General features: G+C 71.3%; 14 protein-coding genes. 1 reads left to right on the top strand and 13 read right to left on the bottom strand.

The window, feature by feature from the left end; translation table 11 throughout:
• Nucleotides 1-21 precede the first annotated feature (21 nt).
• From MUN74_RS06210 to MUN74_RS06170, 9 genes are all read right to left on the bottom strand, one after another.
• On the bottom strand, nt 22-2433 hold the full coding sequence (locus tag MUN74_RS06210) for a M14 family metallopeptidase (RefSeq protein ID WP_244855554.1): 2412 nt from the start codon (nt 2431-2433) through the stop codon (nt 22-24).
• Between the two features lie 225 nt (nt 2434-2658).
• The gene (locus tag MUN74_RS06205; RefSeq protein ID WP_244855553.1) at nt 2659-4089 is read right to left on the bottom strand and encodes a rhamnulokinase; all 1431 of its coding nucleotides are present in this window, start codon (nt 4087-4089) and stop codon (nt 2659-2661) included.
• A gap of 103 nt (nt 4090-4192) precedes the next feature.
• Nucleotides 4193-6229: a bifunctional aldolase/short-chain dehydrogenase gene (locus MUN74_RS06200; protein ID WP_244856365.1), complete on the bottom strand. Its 2037-nt coding sequence runs from the start codon at nt 6227-6229 to the stop codon at nt 4193-4195.
• Between the two features lie 2 nt (nt 6230-6231).
• Nucleotides 6232-7398 (bottom strand): L-rhamnose isomerase, encoded by a 1167-nt coding sequence (gene rhaI / locus MUN74_RS06195; RefSeq protein ID WP_244855552.1) that lies wholly within the window; start codon nt 7396-7398, stop codon nt 6232-6234.
• A gap of 51 nt (nt 7399-7449) precedes the next feature.
• Entirely contained in the window at nt 7450-7839 is a 390-nt protein-coding gene (locus tag MUN74_RS06190) for an L-rhamnose mutarotase (RefSeq protein ID WP_244855551.1), read from the bottom strand.
• Between the two features lie 119 nt (nt 7840-7958).
• The gene (rhaS, locus tag MUN74_RS06185; protein ID WP_244855550.1) at nt 7959-8999 is read right to left on the bottom strand and encodes a rhamnose ABC transporter substrate-binding protein; all 1041 of its coding nucleotides are present in this window, start codon (nt 8997-8999) and stop codon (nt 7959-7961) included.
• A gap of 65 nt (nt 9000-9064) precedes the next feature.
• Complete coding sequence (locus tag MUN74_RS06180) at nt 9065-10123, bottom strand: ABC transporter permease (RefSeq protein WP_244855549.1); 1059 nt, start codon at nt 10121-10123, stop codon at nt 9065-9067.
• Nucleotides 10120-11142: an ABC transporter permease gene (locus tag MUN74_RS06175; protein ID WP_244855548.1), complete on the bottom strand. Its 1023-nt coding sequence runs from the start codon at nt 11140-11142 to the stop codon at nt 10120-10122. Before MUN74_RS06175 ends, MUN74_RS06180 begins: the two co-directional genes overlap by 4 nt.
• Nucleotides 11139-12626 carry a sugar ABC transporter ATP-binding protein gene (locus MUN74_RS06170; protein WP_244856364.1) on the bottom strand — a complete coding sequence of 496 codons (1488 nt, stop codon included), beginning with the start codon at nt 12624-12626 and terminating at the stop codon, nt 11139-11141. Before MUN74_RS06170 ends, MUN74_RS06175 begins: the two co-directional genes overlap by 4 nt.
• 281 nt (nt 12627-12907) lie before the next feature.
• Between MUN74_RS06170 and MUN74_RS06165 the strand changes: the two genes are divergently transcribed.
• Nucleotides 12908-13915 carry a LacI family DNA-binding transcriptional regulator gene (locus MUN74_RS06165; protein WP_244855547.1) on the top strand — a complete coding sequence of 336 codons (1008 nt, stop codon included), beginning with the start codon at nt 12908-12910 and terminating at the stop codon, nt 13913-13915.
• Between the two features lie 36 nt (nt 13916-13951).
• On the opposite strand, the gene MUN74_RS06160 is transcribed toward MUN74_RS06165, so the two are convergent.
• The 4 genes from MUN74_RS06160 to MUN74_RS06145 form a co-directional block, all read right to left on the bottom strand.
• Nucleotides 13952-15019, bottom strand: coding sequence for a LacI family DNA-binding transcriptional regulator (locus MUN74_RS06160; protein WP_244855546.1), 1068 nt, complete (start codon nt 15017-15019; stop codon nt 13952-13954).
• Nucleotides 15016-16080, bottom strand: a complete 1065-nt coding sequence (locus MUN74_RS06155) for a DUF2804 domain-containing protein (protein WP_244855545.1) — start codon at nt 16078-16080, stop codon at nt 15016-15018. Before MUN74_RS06155 ends, MUN74_RS06160 begins: the two co-directional genes overlap by 4 nt.
• 78 nt (nt 16081-16158) lie before the next feature.
• A complete protein-coding gene (locus tag MUN74_RS06150; RefSeq protein WP_244855544.1) occupies nt 16159-18123 on the bottom strand; it encodes a glycoside hydrolase family 2 protein in 1965 nt (654 codons plus the stop codon).
• On the bottom strand, nt 18120-19457 hold the full coding sequence (locus tag MUN74_RS06145; protein ID WP_244855543.1) for an MFS transporter: 1338 nt from the start codon (nt 19455-19457) through the stop codon (nt 18120-18122). The genes MUN74_RS06150 and MUN74_RS06145 overlap by 4 nt, the downstream gene beginning before the upstream one ends.
• Nucleotides 19458-19517 lie beyond the last annotated feature (60 nt).

Genomic DNA, 19517 nt, shown 5'->3' with positions numbered 1-19517 from the left:
GCCGCCGTGTCGCCGAGGCGACTAGTTCACGGTCGTCCTGTTGTAGTTCGATCCGTTGTTGCCGTCGGGCTGGTAGTTCTTCTCGACGTTGCCCGCCGCGTCGACCGAGAACCAGTTGATGCGCGTGCCGCTGGGCACGGTCAGGGTCTCGGCGCCCTCGCGCACGCCGGCGCTCGCGTACATCGTCGACGAGAGCGTCGGCTTCGAGCCGTCGAGCGTGTAGAACACCGCTGCCGTCTCGTCGATCTCGAACACGACGTCGACCATGCCGGGCTGCGCGCTCGGCGAGGTCTTCACCGTGCTCGTGGGCCGCTGGTGGTCCTTGTCGTGGTCGACCGCGATCTGGAGGAGTTCGACGAGCCCGTTGGCGAACTCCTGCGACTCGGCGTGCGCCGACCCGCCGGTCGGGTCCTCGTTCTCGAACGGCGGCTGGAACGACGTGCCGACCTCGAAGTCCCACGCGTTGATGCCGTACTTGTACCAGAGCATGTCGCCCGAGTTGCCGGCCGCCGAGTAGAGCACGTCGGCGACGGGGCCGGTGCGCGCCGGGGTGACCGACATGCCGCGGTACTTCTTGATCTCGGTGAGGATGCGCGACGAGGCGCCCCAGAAGAACGTCTCCTGCGCGAGCGTCGGGCGCGGCGCGGTGAGGCGGTCGCTCGCCCGGTAGGCGCCGGGCGACCACATGAAATAGTTGCCCGAGCTGTGCAGGTTCATCGAGAACCCGATGTTGGGGTTGGTCGCCGCGATCCAGTCGATGTTGCGGCTCTCGGGCTCGGTCAGTTCGCCCGGTCCCGAGAAGGTGCCGCTCGTGCACGACGTGCTGCCGCCGCTGTAGCCGTCGAACTCGCTGTACTCGTCGTAGTTGCGGTTGACGTCGACGCCCCAGCTGTTTCGCCCGAGGACGTCGGCGTTGCCGGTGAGCGGGCAGTAGTTGGTCAGGTTCTTGCGCTGCGACGCGAAGTCGTAGAACGAGTACGTGCCGCCGTCGGGGTTCGTCGTCGGCACGATCCAGATGTCGAGGTTGTTCACGAGCTTCTTCGTGTCGGGGTCGGACGCGTAATTGCGCAGCAGCCGCTCCGCCGTCTCGATCGTGACGAGCGGGGGCACCCACTCGCGTGCGTGCTCCTGCGCGTAGGCGAGCACGCCCGGCTTCGAGCCGTCGCGGACCTTGCCGATGCGGATCGCGTAGACCGACTGCGGTCCGCGCGCCACGCTCTCGGGTGCGTTGAGCCCGTCGTCGAGCTGCGCCGTCGCGGGCGCGACCACGCCCGTGCCCGCGTTGCCGCGGTAGGTGTAGGCGACGACGAGGGCGGATGCCGCGGGGCTGGCGTTGATCGCGGCCACGACCTGGGCCGCGGTGCTCGTCGCGGTGCCGGCCGCGTCGGTGGCGAGCGCGACCGTGATGGCCGAGCCGGCGACGCTCACCGTGAGCGGTGCGTTCGCGACGCCGGGCGATGTCAGCGCGACGGTGATGTCGTTGCCGCCGTCCTGGCCCCAGGCCCTCGAGTCCACGCCGACGCGGTTCTGGTTGGCGTTGCCGAACAGAGCCTGGGCGTGACGCTGGTAACCCGCCGTCTTGTTCGGCAGCTCGACGAGCTCCGAGATCGCGGGGAACTCGGCGGCGAGGTCCGTGATGCGCTGGGTGAGCTCCTGCGGTGTCAGGTACGAGGTGATGAAGTCGCGCTGGTAGTCGGGCCGCGGCGTCTCCTCGCCGTCGATCGGCAGCCAGTCGGTCACCGTCGCCGTGGCGACGTCGCCGCTCGGGCTCGTGATCTGCACCGTGTCGGGCCGGGTCGTGACCTGCGCGGCTCCACGGTGGTAGAGGTACACGCCGGCGTCGACGAAGCGCGTGATGTTCTGCGAACCGCCCGAGCCCGGGGCGGTGCCGGGGCCGCTGTCGCGCAGTACCGTGAGCGCGGCGGGGTTCGTCTGCCCGTCGGCGAACTTCGCCTCGACCGACAGGTACCCCACGCCGAACGACGTGTAGTAGTCGGCGCGGATGATCTTGACGTCGGCGGCGTCGCCGGCGTCGGCCGCCTCGGCGAACGACGCGTTGGCGCGTTCGGCGGCGGCGATGGCGGCGTCGCGCTCGCCGAGCACGGCTTCGGTGTCGCCCTCGTCGTGCACCGTGGCGCCGACGTCGAAGCCCCGGGCGCGCAGCGCGTCGGCCTCGGCGTCGCTGATGATCGCCTGCGCGGTGAGCGTGCCGTCGTCGTTGCGCCGCACGCCGTGATCGAGGTCGACGCCCGTGTCGACGAGTCGATCGAGTTCGGTGCGGTCGGGCACGGTGACCTCGACGACCCCGACCGCGTCGTCGGCGTCGTGGGCGAGCTCGGGCAGGGCTTCGGTCCCGGCCGCCGCGCCGAGCGGTGCGAGCGTCGTGAGTGCGAGTCCCGCGAGTGCGGCGAACACCGTCGTTCCCCTGAGCACCCTGGTTCGTCTCGATGTAGACATCAGATGGTTCCCTCCTCGTTGCAGTGCGCTGTCGTGCAGTCGAGCCGAAGCGGTGCGAGGGGAGGGGGAACGGCGTTCGGAACGTCGTTGCTCCGGCGGCGCCCATCCGGCATTTGGGATGCGCCGGTCGAGCGTTACCGCCCTGTCTATCGGGAGATGCGTGCGCCGGTCAACACATCCGACGAATCAGCGGCGGTCGGCTCAGCGTCGCGGCTCGTATCGCACGGGCTCGAACGCGCGGGCGACGAGGTCGCGCAGCGCCTCGAGCTCGCCCGTCGCGAAGCCCTGCGCGCGTGCCTGCACGAGCACGTTGCCGATGGCGGTCGCCTCGACGGGGCCGGCCAGCACGGGGATGCCGGCCCGGTCGGCGGTGCGCCGGCAGAGCAGCTCGTTGAGGGCGCCGCCGCCGACGATGTGGATCGTCTCGACGTCGACGCCCGAGAGCACGGACGCGCTGCGCACGGCGTCGGCGAACGCCTGGGCGAGGCTCTCGATGATCGACCGGGCGAACTCGGCGCGGGTCTGCGGTGCGGCGACGCCGACCTCGGCGCACCACTCGACGATGCGGCCGGGCAGGTCGCCGGGTGCCATGAACCGGGGGTCGTTCGCGTCGAACAGCGCGACCGGTCGGTCGACGGCGGCAGCGGCATCCAGCAGCTCGGAGAGGACCACCCGCGAGCCGTCGCGTTCCCACCAGCGCACCGATTCGCTGAGCAGCCACAACCCCATGACGTTGTGCAGGAACCGCACGCGGCCGTCGACGCCGCCCTCGTTGGTGAAGTTGGCGGCGCGGGCCGCGTCGCTCGTGACGGGTGCCTCGAGCTCGACGCCCACGAGCCCCCACGTGCCGCACGAGATGTAGGCGGCCGACTCGGCCCGCATCGGCACGGCGACGACGGCCGAGGCGGTGTCGTGCGAACCGACGGCGATGACGTCGACCCCGTCGGGCGCACCGAGCTCGGCGGCGACGGCCGGACGCAGCGGCCCGATGAGGGCGCCGGGCGAGACCAGATCGGGCAGCAGGGATGCCTCGAGCCCGAGCCGTTCGACGAGCTCGGCGTCCCATTCGCCGGTGGTGACGCCGACGAGTCCCGTCGTCGAGGCGTTCGTGCGCTCGGCGACCTGCTCGCCCGTCAGCTGGAAGGCGACGAGGTCGGGAATGAGCAGCATGGCGTCGGCGAGATCGAGCCAACCCCGGTCGCGCTCGGCTGCGAGCTGGTACACGGTGTTGAACGGCAGGAACTGCAGGCCGTTGCGGCGGTACAGCTCGGCGAACGGCACTCGGGCGTGCACCCCGTCGACCGCGTCGGCGTTGCGTTCGTCGCGGTAGTGGAACGGCTCGCCGAGGAGGCGCCCGCCCCGCAGCAGGCCGTAGTCGACCGCCCACGAGTCGATGCCGATCGAGCTCACGTCGGGCTCGCGGCGGAAGGCCTCGGCGAGGCCCTGCGACAGGTCGCGGTAGAGGCCCGTGAAGTCCCAGTGCAGCCCCGAGGCGAGGCGCACGGGCCCGTTCGGGAAGCGGGCGACCTGCTCGAGGTCGAGGCGCCCGGACGACTGGTCGACGTGGCCGACGACGACGCGTCCGCTCGTCGCGCCGAGGTCGACCGCCGCGACGGCGCCCGCCCGGGTCATGGCCGGCCCCCGTCGGTCGAGTAGGCGCGCAGCGCCGTATCGAGGCCACGGAGGGTGGTCTCGATACGCTCCTTCGTCGCTACTCGACCGACGAGTGTCGACGTCATCGCAGGAACGCGGCGGCGACGCCGGAGTCGACCGGGATGTGGAGGCCCGTGGTGCGGCTGAGCTCGGGGCCCGTGAGCACGTACACCGCGTCGGCGACGTTCTCGGGCACGACCTCGCGCTTGAGGATCGTGCGGTTCGCGTAGAACTGGCCCAGGTCCTCCTCGTTCACGCCGTAGGTCGCGGCGCGGTTCGCGCCCCATCCCGACGCGAAGATGCCGGAGCCGCGCACGACGCCGTCGGGGTTGATGCCGTTGACGCGCACGCCGTGCTCGCCGAGCTCGACCGCGAGCAGGCGCACCTGGTGGGCCTGGTCGGCCTTCGTCGCCGAGTACGCGATGTTGTTGGGGCCGGCGAACACCGAGTTCTTCGAGGAGATGTAGATGACGTCGCCGCCCAGCTTCTGGTCGATGAGCACGCGCGCGGCGGCCTTCGACACGAGGAACGAGCCCTTCGCCATGACGTCGTGCTGCAGGTTCCAGTCGGCCTCGGTCGTCTCGAGCAGCGGCTTCGAGAGCGAGAGGCCGGCGTTGTTCACGACGAGGTCGACGCCGCCGAACGCGAGCACCGCCTCGTTCAGGGCGGCCTGCACGGCCGCGGCGTCGGCGACGTTCGCCGCGACCCCGATCGCGACGTCGGCCGAGCCGAGCTCGGCCGCGGCGGCCTGCGCCTTCTCGAGGTCGAGGTCGGCGACGACGACGCACGCGCCCTCGGCGGCGAGGCGGGTGGCGATCGCCTTGCCGATGCCCGACGCGGCGCCCGTGACGAAGGCGATGCGGCCCTGGTGGGTCTTGGGCTTCGGCATCCGCTGGAGCTTCGCCTCCTCGAGCGCCCAGTACTCGATGCGGAACTTCTCGGCGTCGGAGATCGGCGAGTACGTCGAGACCGACTCGGCCCCGCGCATGACGTTGATCGCGTTGACGTAGAACTCGCCCGCGACGCGCGCGGTCTGCTTGTTCGCGCCGTACGAGAACATGCCGACGCCCGGCACGAGCACGATGAGCGGGTCGGCGCCGCGGATCGCGGGGCTCTCGGGCGTGGCGTGGGCGCCGTAGTACGCCTGGTAGTCGGCCCGGTACGCCTCGTGCAGCTCGTGCAGGCGGGCGATCTGCTCCTCGGCCGTCGCCGTCGCCGGCAGGTCGAGGATGAGGGGCTTCACCTTCGTGCGCAGGAAGTGGTCGGGGCAGCTCGTGCCGAGCGCCGCGAGCGCGGGCGCCTTCTCGGAGGCGAGGAAGTCGAGCACGACGTCGGCATCGGTGAAGTGGCCGACCATCGGCTTGTCGTGCGACGCGATGCCGCGGATCGTCGGTGCGAGCGCGGCGGCGCGTTCCCGGCGCTCGCCCGACGGCAGCGCCTCGAAGCCGGCGCGCACGCCGCCGAACGGCTGCGCGGACCCGTGCGACGCGAGGTACTCGGCGGCGGTGTCGATGATCCAGAGCGAATTGCGCTCCGCGGCATCCGAGGAGTCGCCCCACGCCGTGATGCCGTGCCCGCCGAGGATGCAGCCGATCGCGGCGGGGTTGGCGGCCTTGATCTCGGCGATGTCGAGCCCGAGCTGGAAGCCGGGCCGGCGCCACGGCACCCACACGACCTGGTCGCCGAAGATCTTCGCGGTCAGCGCCTCGCCGTCGGCGGCCGTCGCGATCGCGATGCCCGAGTCGGGGTGCAGGTGGTCGACGTGCGCCGCGTCGACGAGGCCGTGCATGGCCGTGTCGATCGATGGTGCCGCACCGCCCTTGCCGTGCAGGCAGTAGTCGAACGCCGCGACCATCTCGTCCTCGCGCTCGACGCCCGGGTAGACGCCCTTCAGCGCCTGCAGCCGGTCGAGCCGCAGCACCGCGAGCCCCTGCTCGGTGAGGGTGCCGAGGTCGCCGCCCGAGCCCTTCACCCACAGCAGCTCGACGGGCTCGCCCGTGACGGGGTCGGTCTCGGTGCCCTTCACCGACGTGTTGCCGCCGGCGTAGTTCGTGTTCTTCGGGTCGGCGCCGAGGCGGTTCGACCGTGCGATGAGCTCTGCCGCTGCCGGGTTCGTCATCATCACGCCCCCCATCCGGCCTGCACGCCGCCCACGCGGTCGGCCGCGATCTGCTGCAGGTAGCCCGACTCGGCGAACGCGCGCATCGGGTCGGCGGGCAGGCCCCGCGATTCGCGCCACTCGGCGAGGGCGGGGCGCACGTCGGTGTAGAACGCGTCCATGAAGATGCGGTTGGCCTCGAGCACGTCGCCCGAGACCTGGGTGGCGGCGAGCGCGTCGCGGTCGACGAGCAGCGCCCGCGCGGTCATCTCCTGCACGTTGAGCACGCTGCGGATCTGGCCGGGAACCTTGTCCTCCACGTTGTGGCACTGATCGAGCATGAACGCGACGTCGGGGCTGTTGAAGCCGCCGCCGCGGATCACCTCGAAGATGATGCGGAACAACTGGAACGGGTCGGCCGCCCCGACGATGAGGTCGTCGTCGGCGTAGAACCGCGAGTTGAAGTCGAACGAGCCGAGCTTGCCGAGCCGCAGCAGCTGCATGACGATGAACTCGATGTTCGTGCCGGGCGCGTGGTGGCCCGTGTCGAGGCACACCATCGCCTTCTCGCCGAGCGCCGCCACCTGGGCGTAGCTCGTGCCCCAGTCGGGAACGTCGGTGTGGTAGAACGCCGGCTCGAAGAACTTGTACTCGAGCACGAGGCGCTGCTCGTCGCCGAGGCGCGCGTAGATCTCCTGCAGCGACTCGTGCAGGCGGTCCTGCCGGCCGCGCAGGTCGGCCTGGCCCGGGTAGTTCGAGCCCTCGGCGAGCCAGATCTTGAGGTCGCGGCTGCCGGTCGCGTGCATGATGTCGATGCACTCGAAGTGGTGGTCGATGGCCTTGCGGCGCACGGCGGCGTCTTCGTGGGTGAGGGCGCCGAACTTGTAGTCGTCGTCCTGGAAGGTGTTCGAGTTGATCGTGCCGAGGGCGACGCCGAGGTCTTCGGCGTGGCGCCCCAGCGCTGCGTAGTCGTCGACGCGGTCCCACGGGATGTGCAGGGCCACGGTCGGCGCGAGCGCCGTGTACCGGTGCACCTGCGCGGCATCCGCGATCTTCTCGAAGGGGTCGCGCGGCGTGCCGGGCGTCGCGAACACCTTGAAGCGCGTGCCCGAGTTGCCGAACGCCCAGCTCGGCAGCTCGATGGCCTGCGCGGCCAGCTGCGCCTGGATGTCGTCGGTGAGGATGCTCACTGTGGTCCTGCTTTCGTGAGGGTGGTCGGATGCCGCGTCAGCGGTCCGTCGTCAGCGGTTCGTCGAGCTCGGAGCGTCGGCGTCGAGCCGGGCGAGCTGGTCTTCGAGGTGGAACACCTCGGGGAGTCTGGGGGCGTCCTGGTCGGGACGTGCGCCGTCGAGGGCGATGAAGAAGGGGGCCATCTCGGCCTCCCAGGCCGCGGTGCGCGGGTCGGCGGCGAGGGCCGCCTGGGATGCCTCGTCGTCATCGGTCTCGTAGACGCCGATGAGGAGGCCGTCGGCGCGCAGGAACAGCGAGTAGTCGCGCCGGCCCGAGGCCTCGATGGCGCGGAGCATGTCGGGGGCGACCGCGGCGTGCCGTTCGCGGTACTCGTCGAGGCGCGCGGGGTCGACCTGCAGCTGGAAGCAGATGCGCTCGGGGCGCGATGCGGGCTCGGTCATCGTGCGCTCCATTCCTCGGTCTAGTCGTGGTGGTCGGTGCTCGGAGGTGGGGGAGAGGAGGCGCAGGCCGGGCCGGGAGCCCGGCCTGCGGCATCCTCATCGGTTCAGCGGTCTTCGACTCAGAAGTCGAAGTCGCCGATGTTCTCGGCGTCGAACACGTACGGGTCGCCGAGCAGCACGACGCCGTCCTCGCCGACCTCGTACTCGCCGAGCTTGCCGGCCTCGAACGAGTCGCCGACCTCACCGGTGATGTCGCCCTCGATGAGCGCCTTCGACGCGAACGCGGCGAGGTAGCCGAGGTCGGCCGGGTTCCACAGCGCGAACGAGGTGACGGTGCCGTCCTCGACGTACTCGCGCATCTGGTTCGGCGTGCCGAGACCGGTCAGCGCGACCTTGCCCTTGTACTCCGAGGTGGAGAGGTAGCGGGCGGCGGCGGCGATGCCGACCGTCGTGGGCGAGACGATGCCCTTGAGGTTGGGGTGCGTCTGCAGCAGCGCCGCGGTCTTGTCGAACGACGTCTGGTCGTCGTCGTCGCCGTAGACGACGTCGACGAGCTTCACGTTCGGGTGGTTCGCCTCGAGCTCGGCCTTCATGAGGTCGATCCAGGCGTTCTGGTTCGTCGCGTTGGCCGACGCCGACAGGATCGCGATCTCGCCCTCGTCGCCGATCTGCTTCGTGATCTCGTCGACCTGCACCTTGGCGATGCCCTCGGCGGTGGCCTGGTTGATGAACAGGTCGCGGCAGTCGGGGTTGGTGTCGGAGTCGAACGTGACGACCTTGATTCCCGCGTCGCGGGCCTCGTTGAGGGCGTCGCAGATCGCCTCGGGGTCGTTCGCCGAGACGGCGATCGCGCCGACGCCCTGCTGGGTGAGCGTGTTGATGTAGCTCACCTGCGCGTCGGGCGTGGCCTCGGCGGGGCCGACCTCGGCGAACGTGCCGTCGAACTCGCCGATGGCCTCCTTCGCGCCCGCCGACGAGGTGTCGAAGTACGGGTTGCCGAGGTTCTTCGGCAGGAACGTGATCGACAGGTTGTCGCTGCCGGCGCCGTCGGTGGACTCGCCGCCGCCGGAGCCGCTGTCGACCGCGCAGCCCGTCAGCACCAGTGCTGCGGCCGCGGTGAGCGCGACGAGCGCACCGGCGCGGGTCTTCTTCTGAAACATCGTTGTTCTTCCCTTCATCGGAATGAGGTCGACGAGTGATCGCCTCGACGGTTCGCGCGGCCCGGTCACCCTGCTGTGGAGGCCTCGACGCGCGGTGTTCCCCCTGGTGCCCTCCGGCGCTTGCGCAGCCAGGCCAGGAAGCTGGTGGTCACCACCGAGAGCACGAGCAGCGCTCCGGTGATGATGTTGATGACGTCGCTCGTGACGTTCGCGAGCCGCAGCGCGCTCGACAGCACGCCGATCAGCAGCACGCCCGCGATGACGCCGTGGATCGCGCCGCGGCCGCCGAAGACGGAGACCCCGCCGAGCACGACCGCCGCGATGACCTGCAGTTCGAGGCCCGTCGCGTTGTCGCCGCGGGCGCTGCCGAAGCGCAGCGTGTAGAAGATGCCCGCGAGCGCCGAGATCACGCCGGCGAGCACGAACAGCACGAACTTCGTGCGCTCGACGTGCACGCCCGAGAACCGGGCGGCCGCCTTCGACAGGCCGATCGCGTAGATGCCCCGGCCGAACGGCGTGAAGTGCAGCAGTACGACGAAGACCGCGAGCAGCACGAGGAACACGAACAGCACGACGGGCACGTTGCTGCCCCCGACGCGGGCCTTCGCGAGCGACGTCCAGAACTCGGGGAAGTCGGTGATCGCGGTCGTGCCCAGGAGCCCGACGGCGAGGCCGCGGAAGAGCGCGAGCGTGCCGATCGTGACGGCGAGCGACGGCAGCCCGACGACCGTGACGAGGAAGCCGTTGATCGCCCCGCAGACGGCGCCGGCGACGAGCGCGACCACGGCCGCGACCTCGAACGGCAGGCCGCCCGCGGTGAGCACGCCGGTCAGCACGCTCGAGAGGCCCACGATGCTCGCGACCGAGAGGTCGATCTCGCCCGTGATCATGATGAGCGTCATCGGCAGCGCGATGAGCAGGATCGGCATGACGTCGAGCAGCAGGTAGGTGACGGTGATCGGCTGGCCGAAGCCGCGCACGGTCGCGGCGGCGACCACGGCGACGACGAGCACGAGGGCGACGATCGCCATCTCGCGAGTGAGCAGCACGCGCTGCCAGAGGGGACGGTCGTAGTCGCGGTACGTGCGCGCGATGGCGGCGGCCGCGGTGGTGGTGGCGGTCATCGGTCGTCCTCCCTCGCCTCGAGGAGCTTGCGTTTCTGTCGGACGGCGAGCACGCGGTCGAGCACGATGGCGCCGATGATGAGCACGCCGACGACGGCGCGCTGCCAGAAGTCGGGGATGCCGAGGATCGGCAGCGCCCGGTTGATGGTGAGCAGCAGCCAGGCGCCGATCGCGGCACCCCAGACCGACCCGACGCCGCCCGTGATGGCGACGCCGCCGATGACGGCCGCGCCCACCGCGTCGAGCTCCCAGCCCGAGCCGGCCTGCGAGTTGATCGTGCCGTAGCGCGCGGCGTACAGCACGCCCGCGAGGCCCGCGAGCGCACCCGAGGTCGCGAACGCGATGAGCAGGCGCCGGGTCACCCGCAGGCCGTAGAGCTCGGCCGCGGCCGGGTCGGAGCCGATCGCGTAGAACTCGCGACCGCCACGGGTGTTCTTCATGATCCAGCCGGTGACGGCGAGCACGACGACGGCGATGATCGTGAGGATCGGGATCCACAGGATCTGCCCGGTGCCGAGGGCGAGGAAGTCCTTCGGCAGGTCGGAGGCGTTGATGCGGTCGCTGCCGGTCCACAGCACGTTGATGCCGCGGTAGGCGTACAGCGTGCCGAGCGTGATGACCATGGCCGGCACCTTCGCGAACGCCACGAGCGCGCCGTTGACGAGGCCGAGGAGCCCGCCGAAGACGACGGCGATCACGAAGACCGCGACGATCGGGATGCCCTGCAGGTCGATGAACAGGCGCCCCGTGAGGTAGGCCGACAGGCCGAGGATCGACCCGACGGAGAGGTCGACGTTGCGGGTGATGATGACGATCGCCTGCCCGATCGCGACGAGCACGAGGATCGCGGGCGTCAGCAGCAGGTCGCGCCAGCCGTCGGCGCTGAACAGGAAGTTGGGGTTGGCGATCGTCGCCGCGAGCACGACGAGCGCGAGCGCGATCAGGATGCCGAACTCGCGCACGGCGCCGATGGCGTGCAGCCGCTTCGTGACGGCGGTCTTCTCGATGGTCGCGGTCACTGGTGGGCTCCCTCGGCGTGGGTCGCGGCGAACATGACGTTCTCGCTCGTCGCGTCGGCGCGGTCGATCTCGGCGGTGATGCGGCCCTCGCGCATGACGAGCACGCGGTCGGCCATGCCGAGCACCTCGGGCAGTTCGCTGGAGATCATGAGGATGCCCATGCCGCGCCCCGCGAGCTCGGAGAGAAGACGGTGCACCTCGGACTTCGTGCCGATGTCGATGCCGCGGGTCGGTTCGTCGATGATGAGCACGCGCGGCTCGGTGGCGAGCCACTTGCCGAGCACGACCTTCTGCTGGTTGCCGCCCGACAGGGTTCCGGCGACGGTCGAGAGGGCGTTCGTCTTGACCTCGAGCCGGCTCGCCCACTCCTTCGCGGCGCGGTTCTCCATGCCCGAGGTGATGAGGCCGGCCTTCGCGATCGTCTCGCGGATCGCGAGCGTGACGTTGCGGGCGACGGAGGAGTCGAGCACGAGTCCCTGCTTGCGGCGGTCCTCGGGCACGAGCGCGAGGCCGGCCTTCATCGCGGCATCCGGCCGGCTCTTCGGCACGGGCCGCCCGCCCAGGGTGACCGAGCCGGCGTCGTAGGAGTCGACGCCGAAGACGGCGCGCGCGACCTCGCTGCGACCGGCGCCGACGAGGCCCGCGAGTCCGACGATCTCGCCAGCCCGCACCGTGAACGAGATGTCGTGGAAGAGCGGGCTCGAGAGGCCGTCGACCTCGAGCAGCGGCTCGCCGATATCGGCCTCGAGCTTGGGGAAGAGCTCGGTGACGTCGCGGCCGACCATCTGGCGCACGAGGTCGTCGACCGTGGTCTCGCCGATCGGGGTCGTCGCGATGTACGAGCCGTCGCGCATGACGGTGACGGTGTCGCAGAGCGCGAACACCTCGTCGAACCGGTGCGAGATGAAGAGGAGCGCACGGCCCTCGTCGCGCAGGCTGCGGGCGATCTGGAAGAGGCGGTCGACCTCGACGCCCGAGAGGGCGGCGGTCGGCTCGTCCATGATGAGCACGCGGGCGTCGAGCGAGACGGCCTTCGCGATCTCGATGACCTGCTGGTCGGCGATCGAGAGGCCCTCGGCCGGACGGTCGGGGTCGATGCCGACGCCGAGGCGGGCGAAGAGCTGTTCGACCTCGTGCCGCATGGCCTTGCGGTCGATGCGGCCCCAGCGGCTCACCGGCTGGCGGCCCATGAAGACGTTCTCGGTGACCGTGAGGTCGGGGAAGAGCGTCGGCTCCTGGTAGATGACCGCGATGCCCGCGGCCTTCGACTGCGCCGTCGAGCCGAAGTCGACCGACTCGCCGTTCAGGCGGAAGTCGCCGGCGTCGCGGCGGTAGAGCCCGGCGACGATCTTCACGAGCGTCGACTTGCCGGCGCCGTTCTCGCCGATGAGCGCGTGGATCGATCCGCGCTCGAGTCGCAGGCTGCCCGATCGCAGCGCGACCACGGCGCCGAAGGACTTCGCGACGTTCTCGAGCTCGAGCATCGGCGGAGTCGCCGCGGGCGTGGGCGGGGTGTCCGTCACGGGGCCTCCTCGTTGAGGTGAGCGGGGGAACGCTCGGCTTGGGGGTTGCTATGAATCGATTCAATCTCGACCCATCGCTACTGTAGGGTCGCGTCGGGGGTATGGTCAAGTCACAATATTGAAACGACTCAATCCGGGCGCGTCGGCACCGCCGCGGTTCGATGCCATGATCGAATCGGCTCGACGCCGATCGCCCGGGGCGAACGGCGCGAGCGGGTCGGCGCAGACAGGGAGGGACGACGATGGCGGTCAGTGTTCGTGAGGTCGCGGCTGCCGCGTCGGTGTCGGTGGGCACCGTCTCGAACGTGCTCAACCGGCCTGACAAGGTCGCCCCCGCAACCGTCGAGCGCGTGCTCGCGGCGATCGAGGAGCTCGGGTTCGTGCGCAACGACGCCGCCCGCCAACTCCGAGCCGGGCGCAGTCGCTCGATCGGCTTCGTCGTGCTCGACGTGCGCAACCCGTTCTTCACCGAGGTCGCCCGCGGCGCAGAGACTCGCGCAGCCGACGCCGGGCTCACCGTGCTGCTCGGCACGAGTGACGAGAGCATCGAGCGCGAACGCGTCTACGTCGACCTGTTCGAGGAGCAGCGCGTGCACGGCGTGCTCATCTCGCCGCTCGCCGACGACCTGCCGCGGCTGCAGCGCCTGCGCGATCGCGGCACGCCGGTGGTGCTCGTCGACCGGCAGGTGCACGACCGCAGCTTCTCGTCGGTCTCGGTCGACGACGTCGCGGGCGGCAGGCTCGCCGCCGAGCACCTGCTCGGCCTCGGTCGACGCCGCATCGCGTTCGTCGGCGGCCCCGCCGGCCTCCGCCAGATCGACGACCGCATCGAGGGTGCCCGCCGAGCGGTCGCCGAGGTGCCGGATGCCGCGCTCGAGGTCGTGCCGACCGAGAACCTCACCGTGCTGCAGGGCCGGGCGGCGGGCGAGGCGATCCGCGCGCGGCCGGAGGCCGAGCGGCCCGACGCGGTGTTCGCCGCGAACGACCTGCTCGCGATGGGCGTGCTGCAGGCGCTCGTGATGCGCGGCGACGCGCGGGTGCCCGACGACATCGCGCTCATCGGCTACGACGACATCGATTTCGCCGCAGCGGCGGTCGTACCGCTGTCGTCCATCCGCCAGCCGGCGGCGCTCATCGGCCACACGGCGGTCGACCTGCTGCTGCGCGAGGCCGACGCCGACGAGGAGTTCGCGCCCGAGCAGGTGGTCTTCCAGCCCGAGCTCGTGGTGCGGGCGTCGACCGCGGGGTGACGGGAGGGGAGCACCCGCCGCTCGGCCGGCGATGACCTACGGCGCCGACTCGCGCACGACGAGCCGGTAGGGCGCCTGCTCGACGCGCGGGGGCGAGTGCGGGTCGTCGACGAGGCGCAGCACCGACGCCACCGCGAGGCGCGCGATCTCGCCGAGGTCGGGCGCGATGCTCGTGAGCGACGGCGCGGCGAACGCCGACTCGGGGGAATCGTCCCAGCCGACGACGGCGACCTGCCCCGGCACGTCGATGCCCGCCTCCCGGAACGCGCGCAGCGCGCCGATCGCGAGCAGGTCGTTCGCGCAGACGAGCCCGTCGAGCCCGTCGAGCCCCGCGTCGCCGCGTCCGCCCGTGAGCAGTGCGCGCACGCGTGCGTAGCCCTCCTCCCGCGAGTAGTCGCCGTCGGGCGAGGCCGGGTTCCACGCCGACACCTCGAGCACGTGCCGTGGGTCGGCCTCGAGCCCCGCCGCGCGGAGGGCCGAGCGGAACCCCTCGTGACGCAGGTCGGCGGCCGCAGCTCCCGACGAGGCATCCGGAACCGTGCCGAGGAACCCGAGCGTGCGCCGCCCCGACCCGATCAGGTGCGCCGTCGCGTCGCGCGACGAGACGACGCTGTCGACGACGACCCGGTCGACGCGGGCGCCGCGGATGCGCTCGCCCAGCACGACGAGCGGCGTGGTGCCGCGTGCCGCGTCGAGCTGGGCGTCGCTCAGGGTCATGGGGCTCAGCACGATGCCGTCGGTGAGCATCGTGCCGAACCCGCGCGCGGCGCGCAGCTCGCGCTCGGGATCGCCGTGGGTCTCGTCGACGACGACGTCGTAGCCGACCCGCTCGGCGGCGCCGACGACGGCGTGCGCGAGCTGGGCGAAGTACGGCAGCGAGAGGAACGGCACCGAGAGCGTGAGCAGGTTCGAGCGCCCCATCCGCAACTGCCGCGCGGCGAGCTGCGGACGGTACCCGACCTCGGCGATCGCGGTCTCGACCCGCTCCCTCGTCGACGCGCTCACGGGCGCGCGCCCGTTGATGACGTTCGACACCGTGCGGTACGAGACGCCCGCGATCGCCGCGACGTCCTTGAGGGTCGGGCCGGCCGAGCGCCGGTTCACCACCGGTTCCTCACGTCCTCGGCCCAGCCGAGCAGCCCGTCGACCGCGATCCGCTCGGAGCCCGCGTCGACCCAACCCGAGTAGTGCCCGAAGCACTGGTGGCCGTGCGAGCCGAAGACGACGAGCTCGGTCGCGCTCACCCGGTCCCAGAACGGCGTGAACCACAGGTCGGCGTGGGTGCCGCGGATGCGCCAGGGCGCGAGCCAGTCGTGGATGTCGTAGTCCCAGTCGAGCTCCTCGCTGAGCTTGTGGAGGCGCCCGTCGACGACGACCGCGTTCTCGGTCGAACCGGTGCCGTCGGTCCACTTGCCGCCGAGCTGCAGTCCGATCGTGCGGCCGCCGACGACGCCCGACGCGGCACCCCAATTCCAGACCATGCGGTAGGGCCAGCGACCGCGGCCGTGGTCGAGCACGGCCCAGCTCTCGCCCTCGGGCAGCTCGATGCGTTCGGAGGGCTCGCCGCCCTCACCGCCCTTGCCGCTGTCGCCAGGCTTGCTGCTCCCGATCTCGAGCCAGCCGGTCGCCGGCCGTGCGACGTCCTTGACGGTGTACTGGAACCGCCGGTCCGACCACGGCACCACGACGCCGAGGCTCTCGTGCCCGGCAGGCCGATGCGCGACGATCTCGAAGCGCACGCCGGCCGCCGAGCCGCGGAGCGTCGTGCCCGAGCCGTCGGCGAGCTCCTCGACGTCGATCTCGATCGACTTCGTGCGAGCGCGCGCCGGGCCGTCGCCGAGCGATGCCGGCAGCGTCGCGCTCGAGCCGAGCGGCGCGATCGCCGAGCGGTCGATCGTCGTCCCGTCGCGCCGATCGTGCACGAGGATCGCGTGCACCGCCGCGTAGTCGATCGACGACACGGTGAGCGCGACGATGTGCGTCGGCGTCGTCACCGCCCAGTACTCCCACCGCTTGTTGCGGCCCCAGACCCGGCGGCCGTCGATGCCCGACGTGTCGTGCATCGGCGTGCGCGTCCAGCCGACGGCGTCGCGGTTGAGGCGCCCGTCGGGCCCGCACAGGGCGACGGGGGCGGTGAGCTCGCGCTCGACGATCGTTCTGGCCATGGGGTTCCGTTCTCGGGTTCGAAGGGGAGGAGGGGCTGGGCAACGCAGGGGTGCGGGTGGGCGGAGGGGCGTCGCGATTCAGCGCGGTCGGGTCGGCTGCGCCGCCATCGGCGGGGATGCCGCGGCCAGCGGGGATGCCGCCATCGACGGGGATCCCGCGACGGACGGGGATGCCGCGACCTGCGTCGTCACCGCGGCGAACTCTGCGAACAGCTCGCCGACGACCTCGCGCACCCGGTCGGTGTCGACCTTCACGACGGTGCGGTCGGCGGTGATGAGCCCGTTGAGCTCGTCCTCGACGTCGGAGAGCTGCGTGTAGACGATGCCCGACAGTCCGGCCGTGATCGCGGGCAGCACCTCGCGGCGGTGCAGCTCGACGAACCCGTCGGTGAGCGCCTCGATGCTGCGATACCGGCGGTAGCCGAACTCCTTGCGGCTGAACTCGTGGCCCGGAAGCCGCAGGCTGTACCCGCCGTACTCCGAGACGACGACCGCACGACCGTCGCGGCCCCAGTCGCGGCCGGGCTTCAGCCTGCGGAAGTACACGTGCAGGCTCAGGAGGTCGCCGCCGCCCTGGTCGTGCCAGCCGCTCGCGTGGTCGATCACGCGGTCGGGGTCGAGGGCGCGCACCCGTTCGACGGCGTCGAGCGCGTCGAACTGACCCCACCCCTCGTTGAACGGCACCCACACGACGACGCTCGGCGAGTTCTGCAGCAGGCGCACGGTCGCCTCGAGCTCACGCGTGAACTCCGCCCGCCCCGCGGCATCCTGTCGGCCGAAGAGCCGGTGCCGGCGGTCGTCGAACCGCACCGGCAGCTTCACCGGCGCGGTGATGACCGCGGGGTTGTAGCGCCGGCCGCCGTTGACCAGGTCCTGCCAGACGAGCAGGCCCAGCCGGTCGCAGTGGTGGTACCAGCGCAGCGGCTCGATCTTGATGTGCTTGCGCACGGCGTTGAAACCGAGCGCCTTCATCGCGAGCAGGTCGCTCACCATCGCCTCGTCGGACGGGGGCGTGTAGAGCCCGTCTGGCCAGTACCCCTGGTCGAGCACGGCCGCATGGAACACCGGCTCGCCGTTGAGCATGAGCCGCGGCCGGCCGAACGCGTCGGGCGCGACCCCGACCGAGCGCATGCCGACGTAGCTCCGCACGACATCGTCGCCGAGGCGCACCTCGAGGTCGTAGAGGAACGGGTCGTCGGGCGTCCACCGCCTGGGGTCGGGTACGGGCAGCGTGAGCGTCGTGCTCGCCGGTCCCTCGGCGCGCGCGATCTCGCGGCCGTCGTCGAAGAGCACGACGGTCGCGAGCGGGGCGGCCTCCGCAGTCGTGCCGGGTGCGCCGGCGTCGCGTCGTGTCGGCGATACGTCGCGCACGATCGGGCCGGATGCCTCGACGACGACCTCGACCGCCTCGTCGGCGAGTCTCGGGCGCAGGTCGAGGCGCTGCACGTGCAGGTCGGGCACCGACTCGATCCAGACGGGCTGCCAGATGCCGGATTGGGCGGTGTACCAGATGCCGCCGCGGTGCAGCGACTGCTTGCCCCGCGAGTGGAAGGAGGTGTCGCTCGGGTCGACGACGTCGACGACGAGCTCGTGCTCGGCGCCGTCGGCGAGCCGATCCGTCACGTCGATCGAGAACGGGAGGTAGCCGCCCTCGTGCTCGCCGACCGGTTCGCCGTCGACGAAGACCCGGCAGCGCTGGTCGACCGCGCCGAACTGCAGGATGACGCGATCGACGAGGAATCCCTCGGGCAGGCGCACGGTACGCCGGTACCAGAGGTGCTCGCCGGGTTGCAGCTGGCGGCCGACGCCCGAGCGCTCGGCCTCGGGGGAGTAGGGAACGAGGATGCGGCCGTCCCATGCGGCGGGGCGGGCGTCGTCGCCCGTGAACGCGTACTCCCAGTGGCCGTTGAGGCTGAGGTGGCTGTCGCGCGCGAGCTGGGGGCGCGGGTACTCGGCGAGTGGGTGGGTTGAGGAGGGAGCGGAGCGACCGTCTCGTGGGTGGGTTGAGGAGGAAGCGGAGCGACCGTCTCGAAACCCGTTCATGCGCGACCACCGGCCTCGCCGAGCACCCGCCGCCGCAGCATGGCGAGCACCGGTACGAGCACGAGCACCGCCGCCGCCACGGGGAAGATCTCGGCCCCGGGCACCGGCTGCTCACGACCGAGCTCGACGTACGTGTGCGCCGCGCCCGAGATGATCGCGGCCCCGATCGCCGGACCGATCACCATCGGCAGCATGACCGCCATGATCATGCGGGCACCCTGCACGCCGCCGGCGCGGTCGGCGGGCGTCTGGTCGCGGGTCATCGCCGAGACCGCGGCGATCGAGCTCATCATGCCGGCCATCATGAGTGTCGCCGCGACGATCACCCACGCGAAGTCGCGGGCGAACCACATCGCCACGAGTCCCGTCGCGAAGATCGCCACGACCGGCAGCAGGTAGCGCTCCTTGCCGACGCGATCCATGATGCGGCCGCCGACGATGCTCAGCACCGATGCGAGCACGAGCACGATGCCGAGCACGATCGCCGAGTTCTCGAGCTGCAGCGAGTACCGCAGGTAGATGAGCACGAAGGGGATGAACACCTGCGAGCTCACCCCGATGACGCACCAGATCGCGAGGGTCAGGAACAGCGCAGGCTCGCGGCGCACGGTCGCGGGGCGCAGGCCGTCGACGACCGACCGCCAGACCCCCGACCGCCGTGGCGCGACGCCCCGGTCGCGCACGAGGAACCACGACGCGATGCCCGTCGCCGCCGTCACGCCGCCCACGAGTGCGAAGAACGCGCCCCATTGCCCGTCCTGCGTCATGGGGTCGAGCAGGCCGAACACGAGCAGCATCGCGACGAGCGGCATCGTGGCGAGCCAGCCGTCGACCCGCCCGCGGTTCGCGGGCACCGTCGAGTCGGTCACCCAGGCGGCGAACGCCGCGTCGTTCGCTCCCGAGCCGATGAAGCTCATGATGCAGTCGAGCGCGATGATCGCGACGACCGCCGCGATCACGGTCGGTGCGGCTTCGGATGCGGCATCCGGTGCCCCGACGAGGCCGAAGGCCGCGGTCACCGCACCCCACGCGACGTACCCGGCCGCGACGAGTTCGCGCCGGCGGCCGAGCCGGTCGGACCAGGCGCCCACGACGAGCGTCGCGACGGTCGCGGCGACGGCGCTCGTCGCGACCATGACGGCGAGCACCGCGGGGTCGGTCGAGATCGTGTCGTAGACGAACACGTTGAGGTACATGTTCTCGATCACCCACGCGAGCTGGCCGACGAGCCCGACGAGGATGACGGCGGTCCAGGTGCGCGCGCCGAGCGGGTGGTGGTCGGTGCGCGCCGAGCGTGCGGGGCGGGCCGAGCTGGAGTCGGTTCGGGTCGTCATCGTCCTCGGGTCTCTCGCGGAGTTTCAACGTTGAAACTCGGTGGAAGACTAGCAGGATCG

Source organism: Agromyces sp. H17E-10, assembly GCF_022919715.1.
In the GTDB taxonomy this organism is placed as follows: Bacteria; Actinomycetota; Actinomycetes; order Actinomycetales; family Microbacteriaceae; genus Agromyces.
Note: the sequence above shows the minus strand (reverse complement) of the source record. Positions and strands in the feature narration are given on the sequence as shown.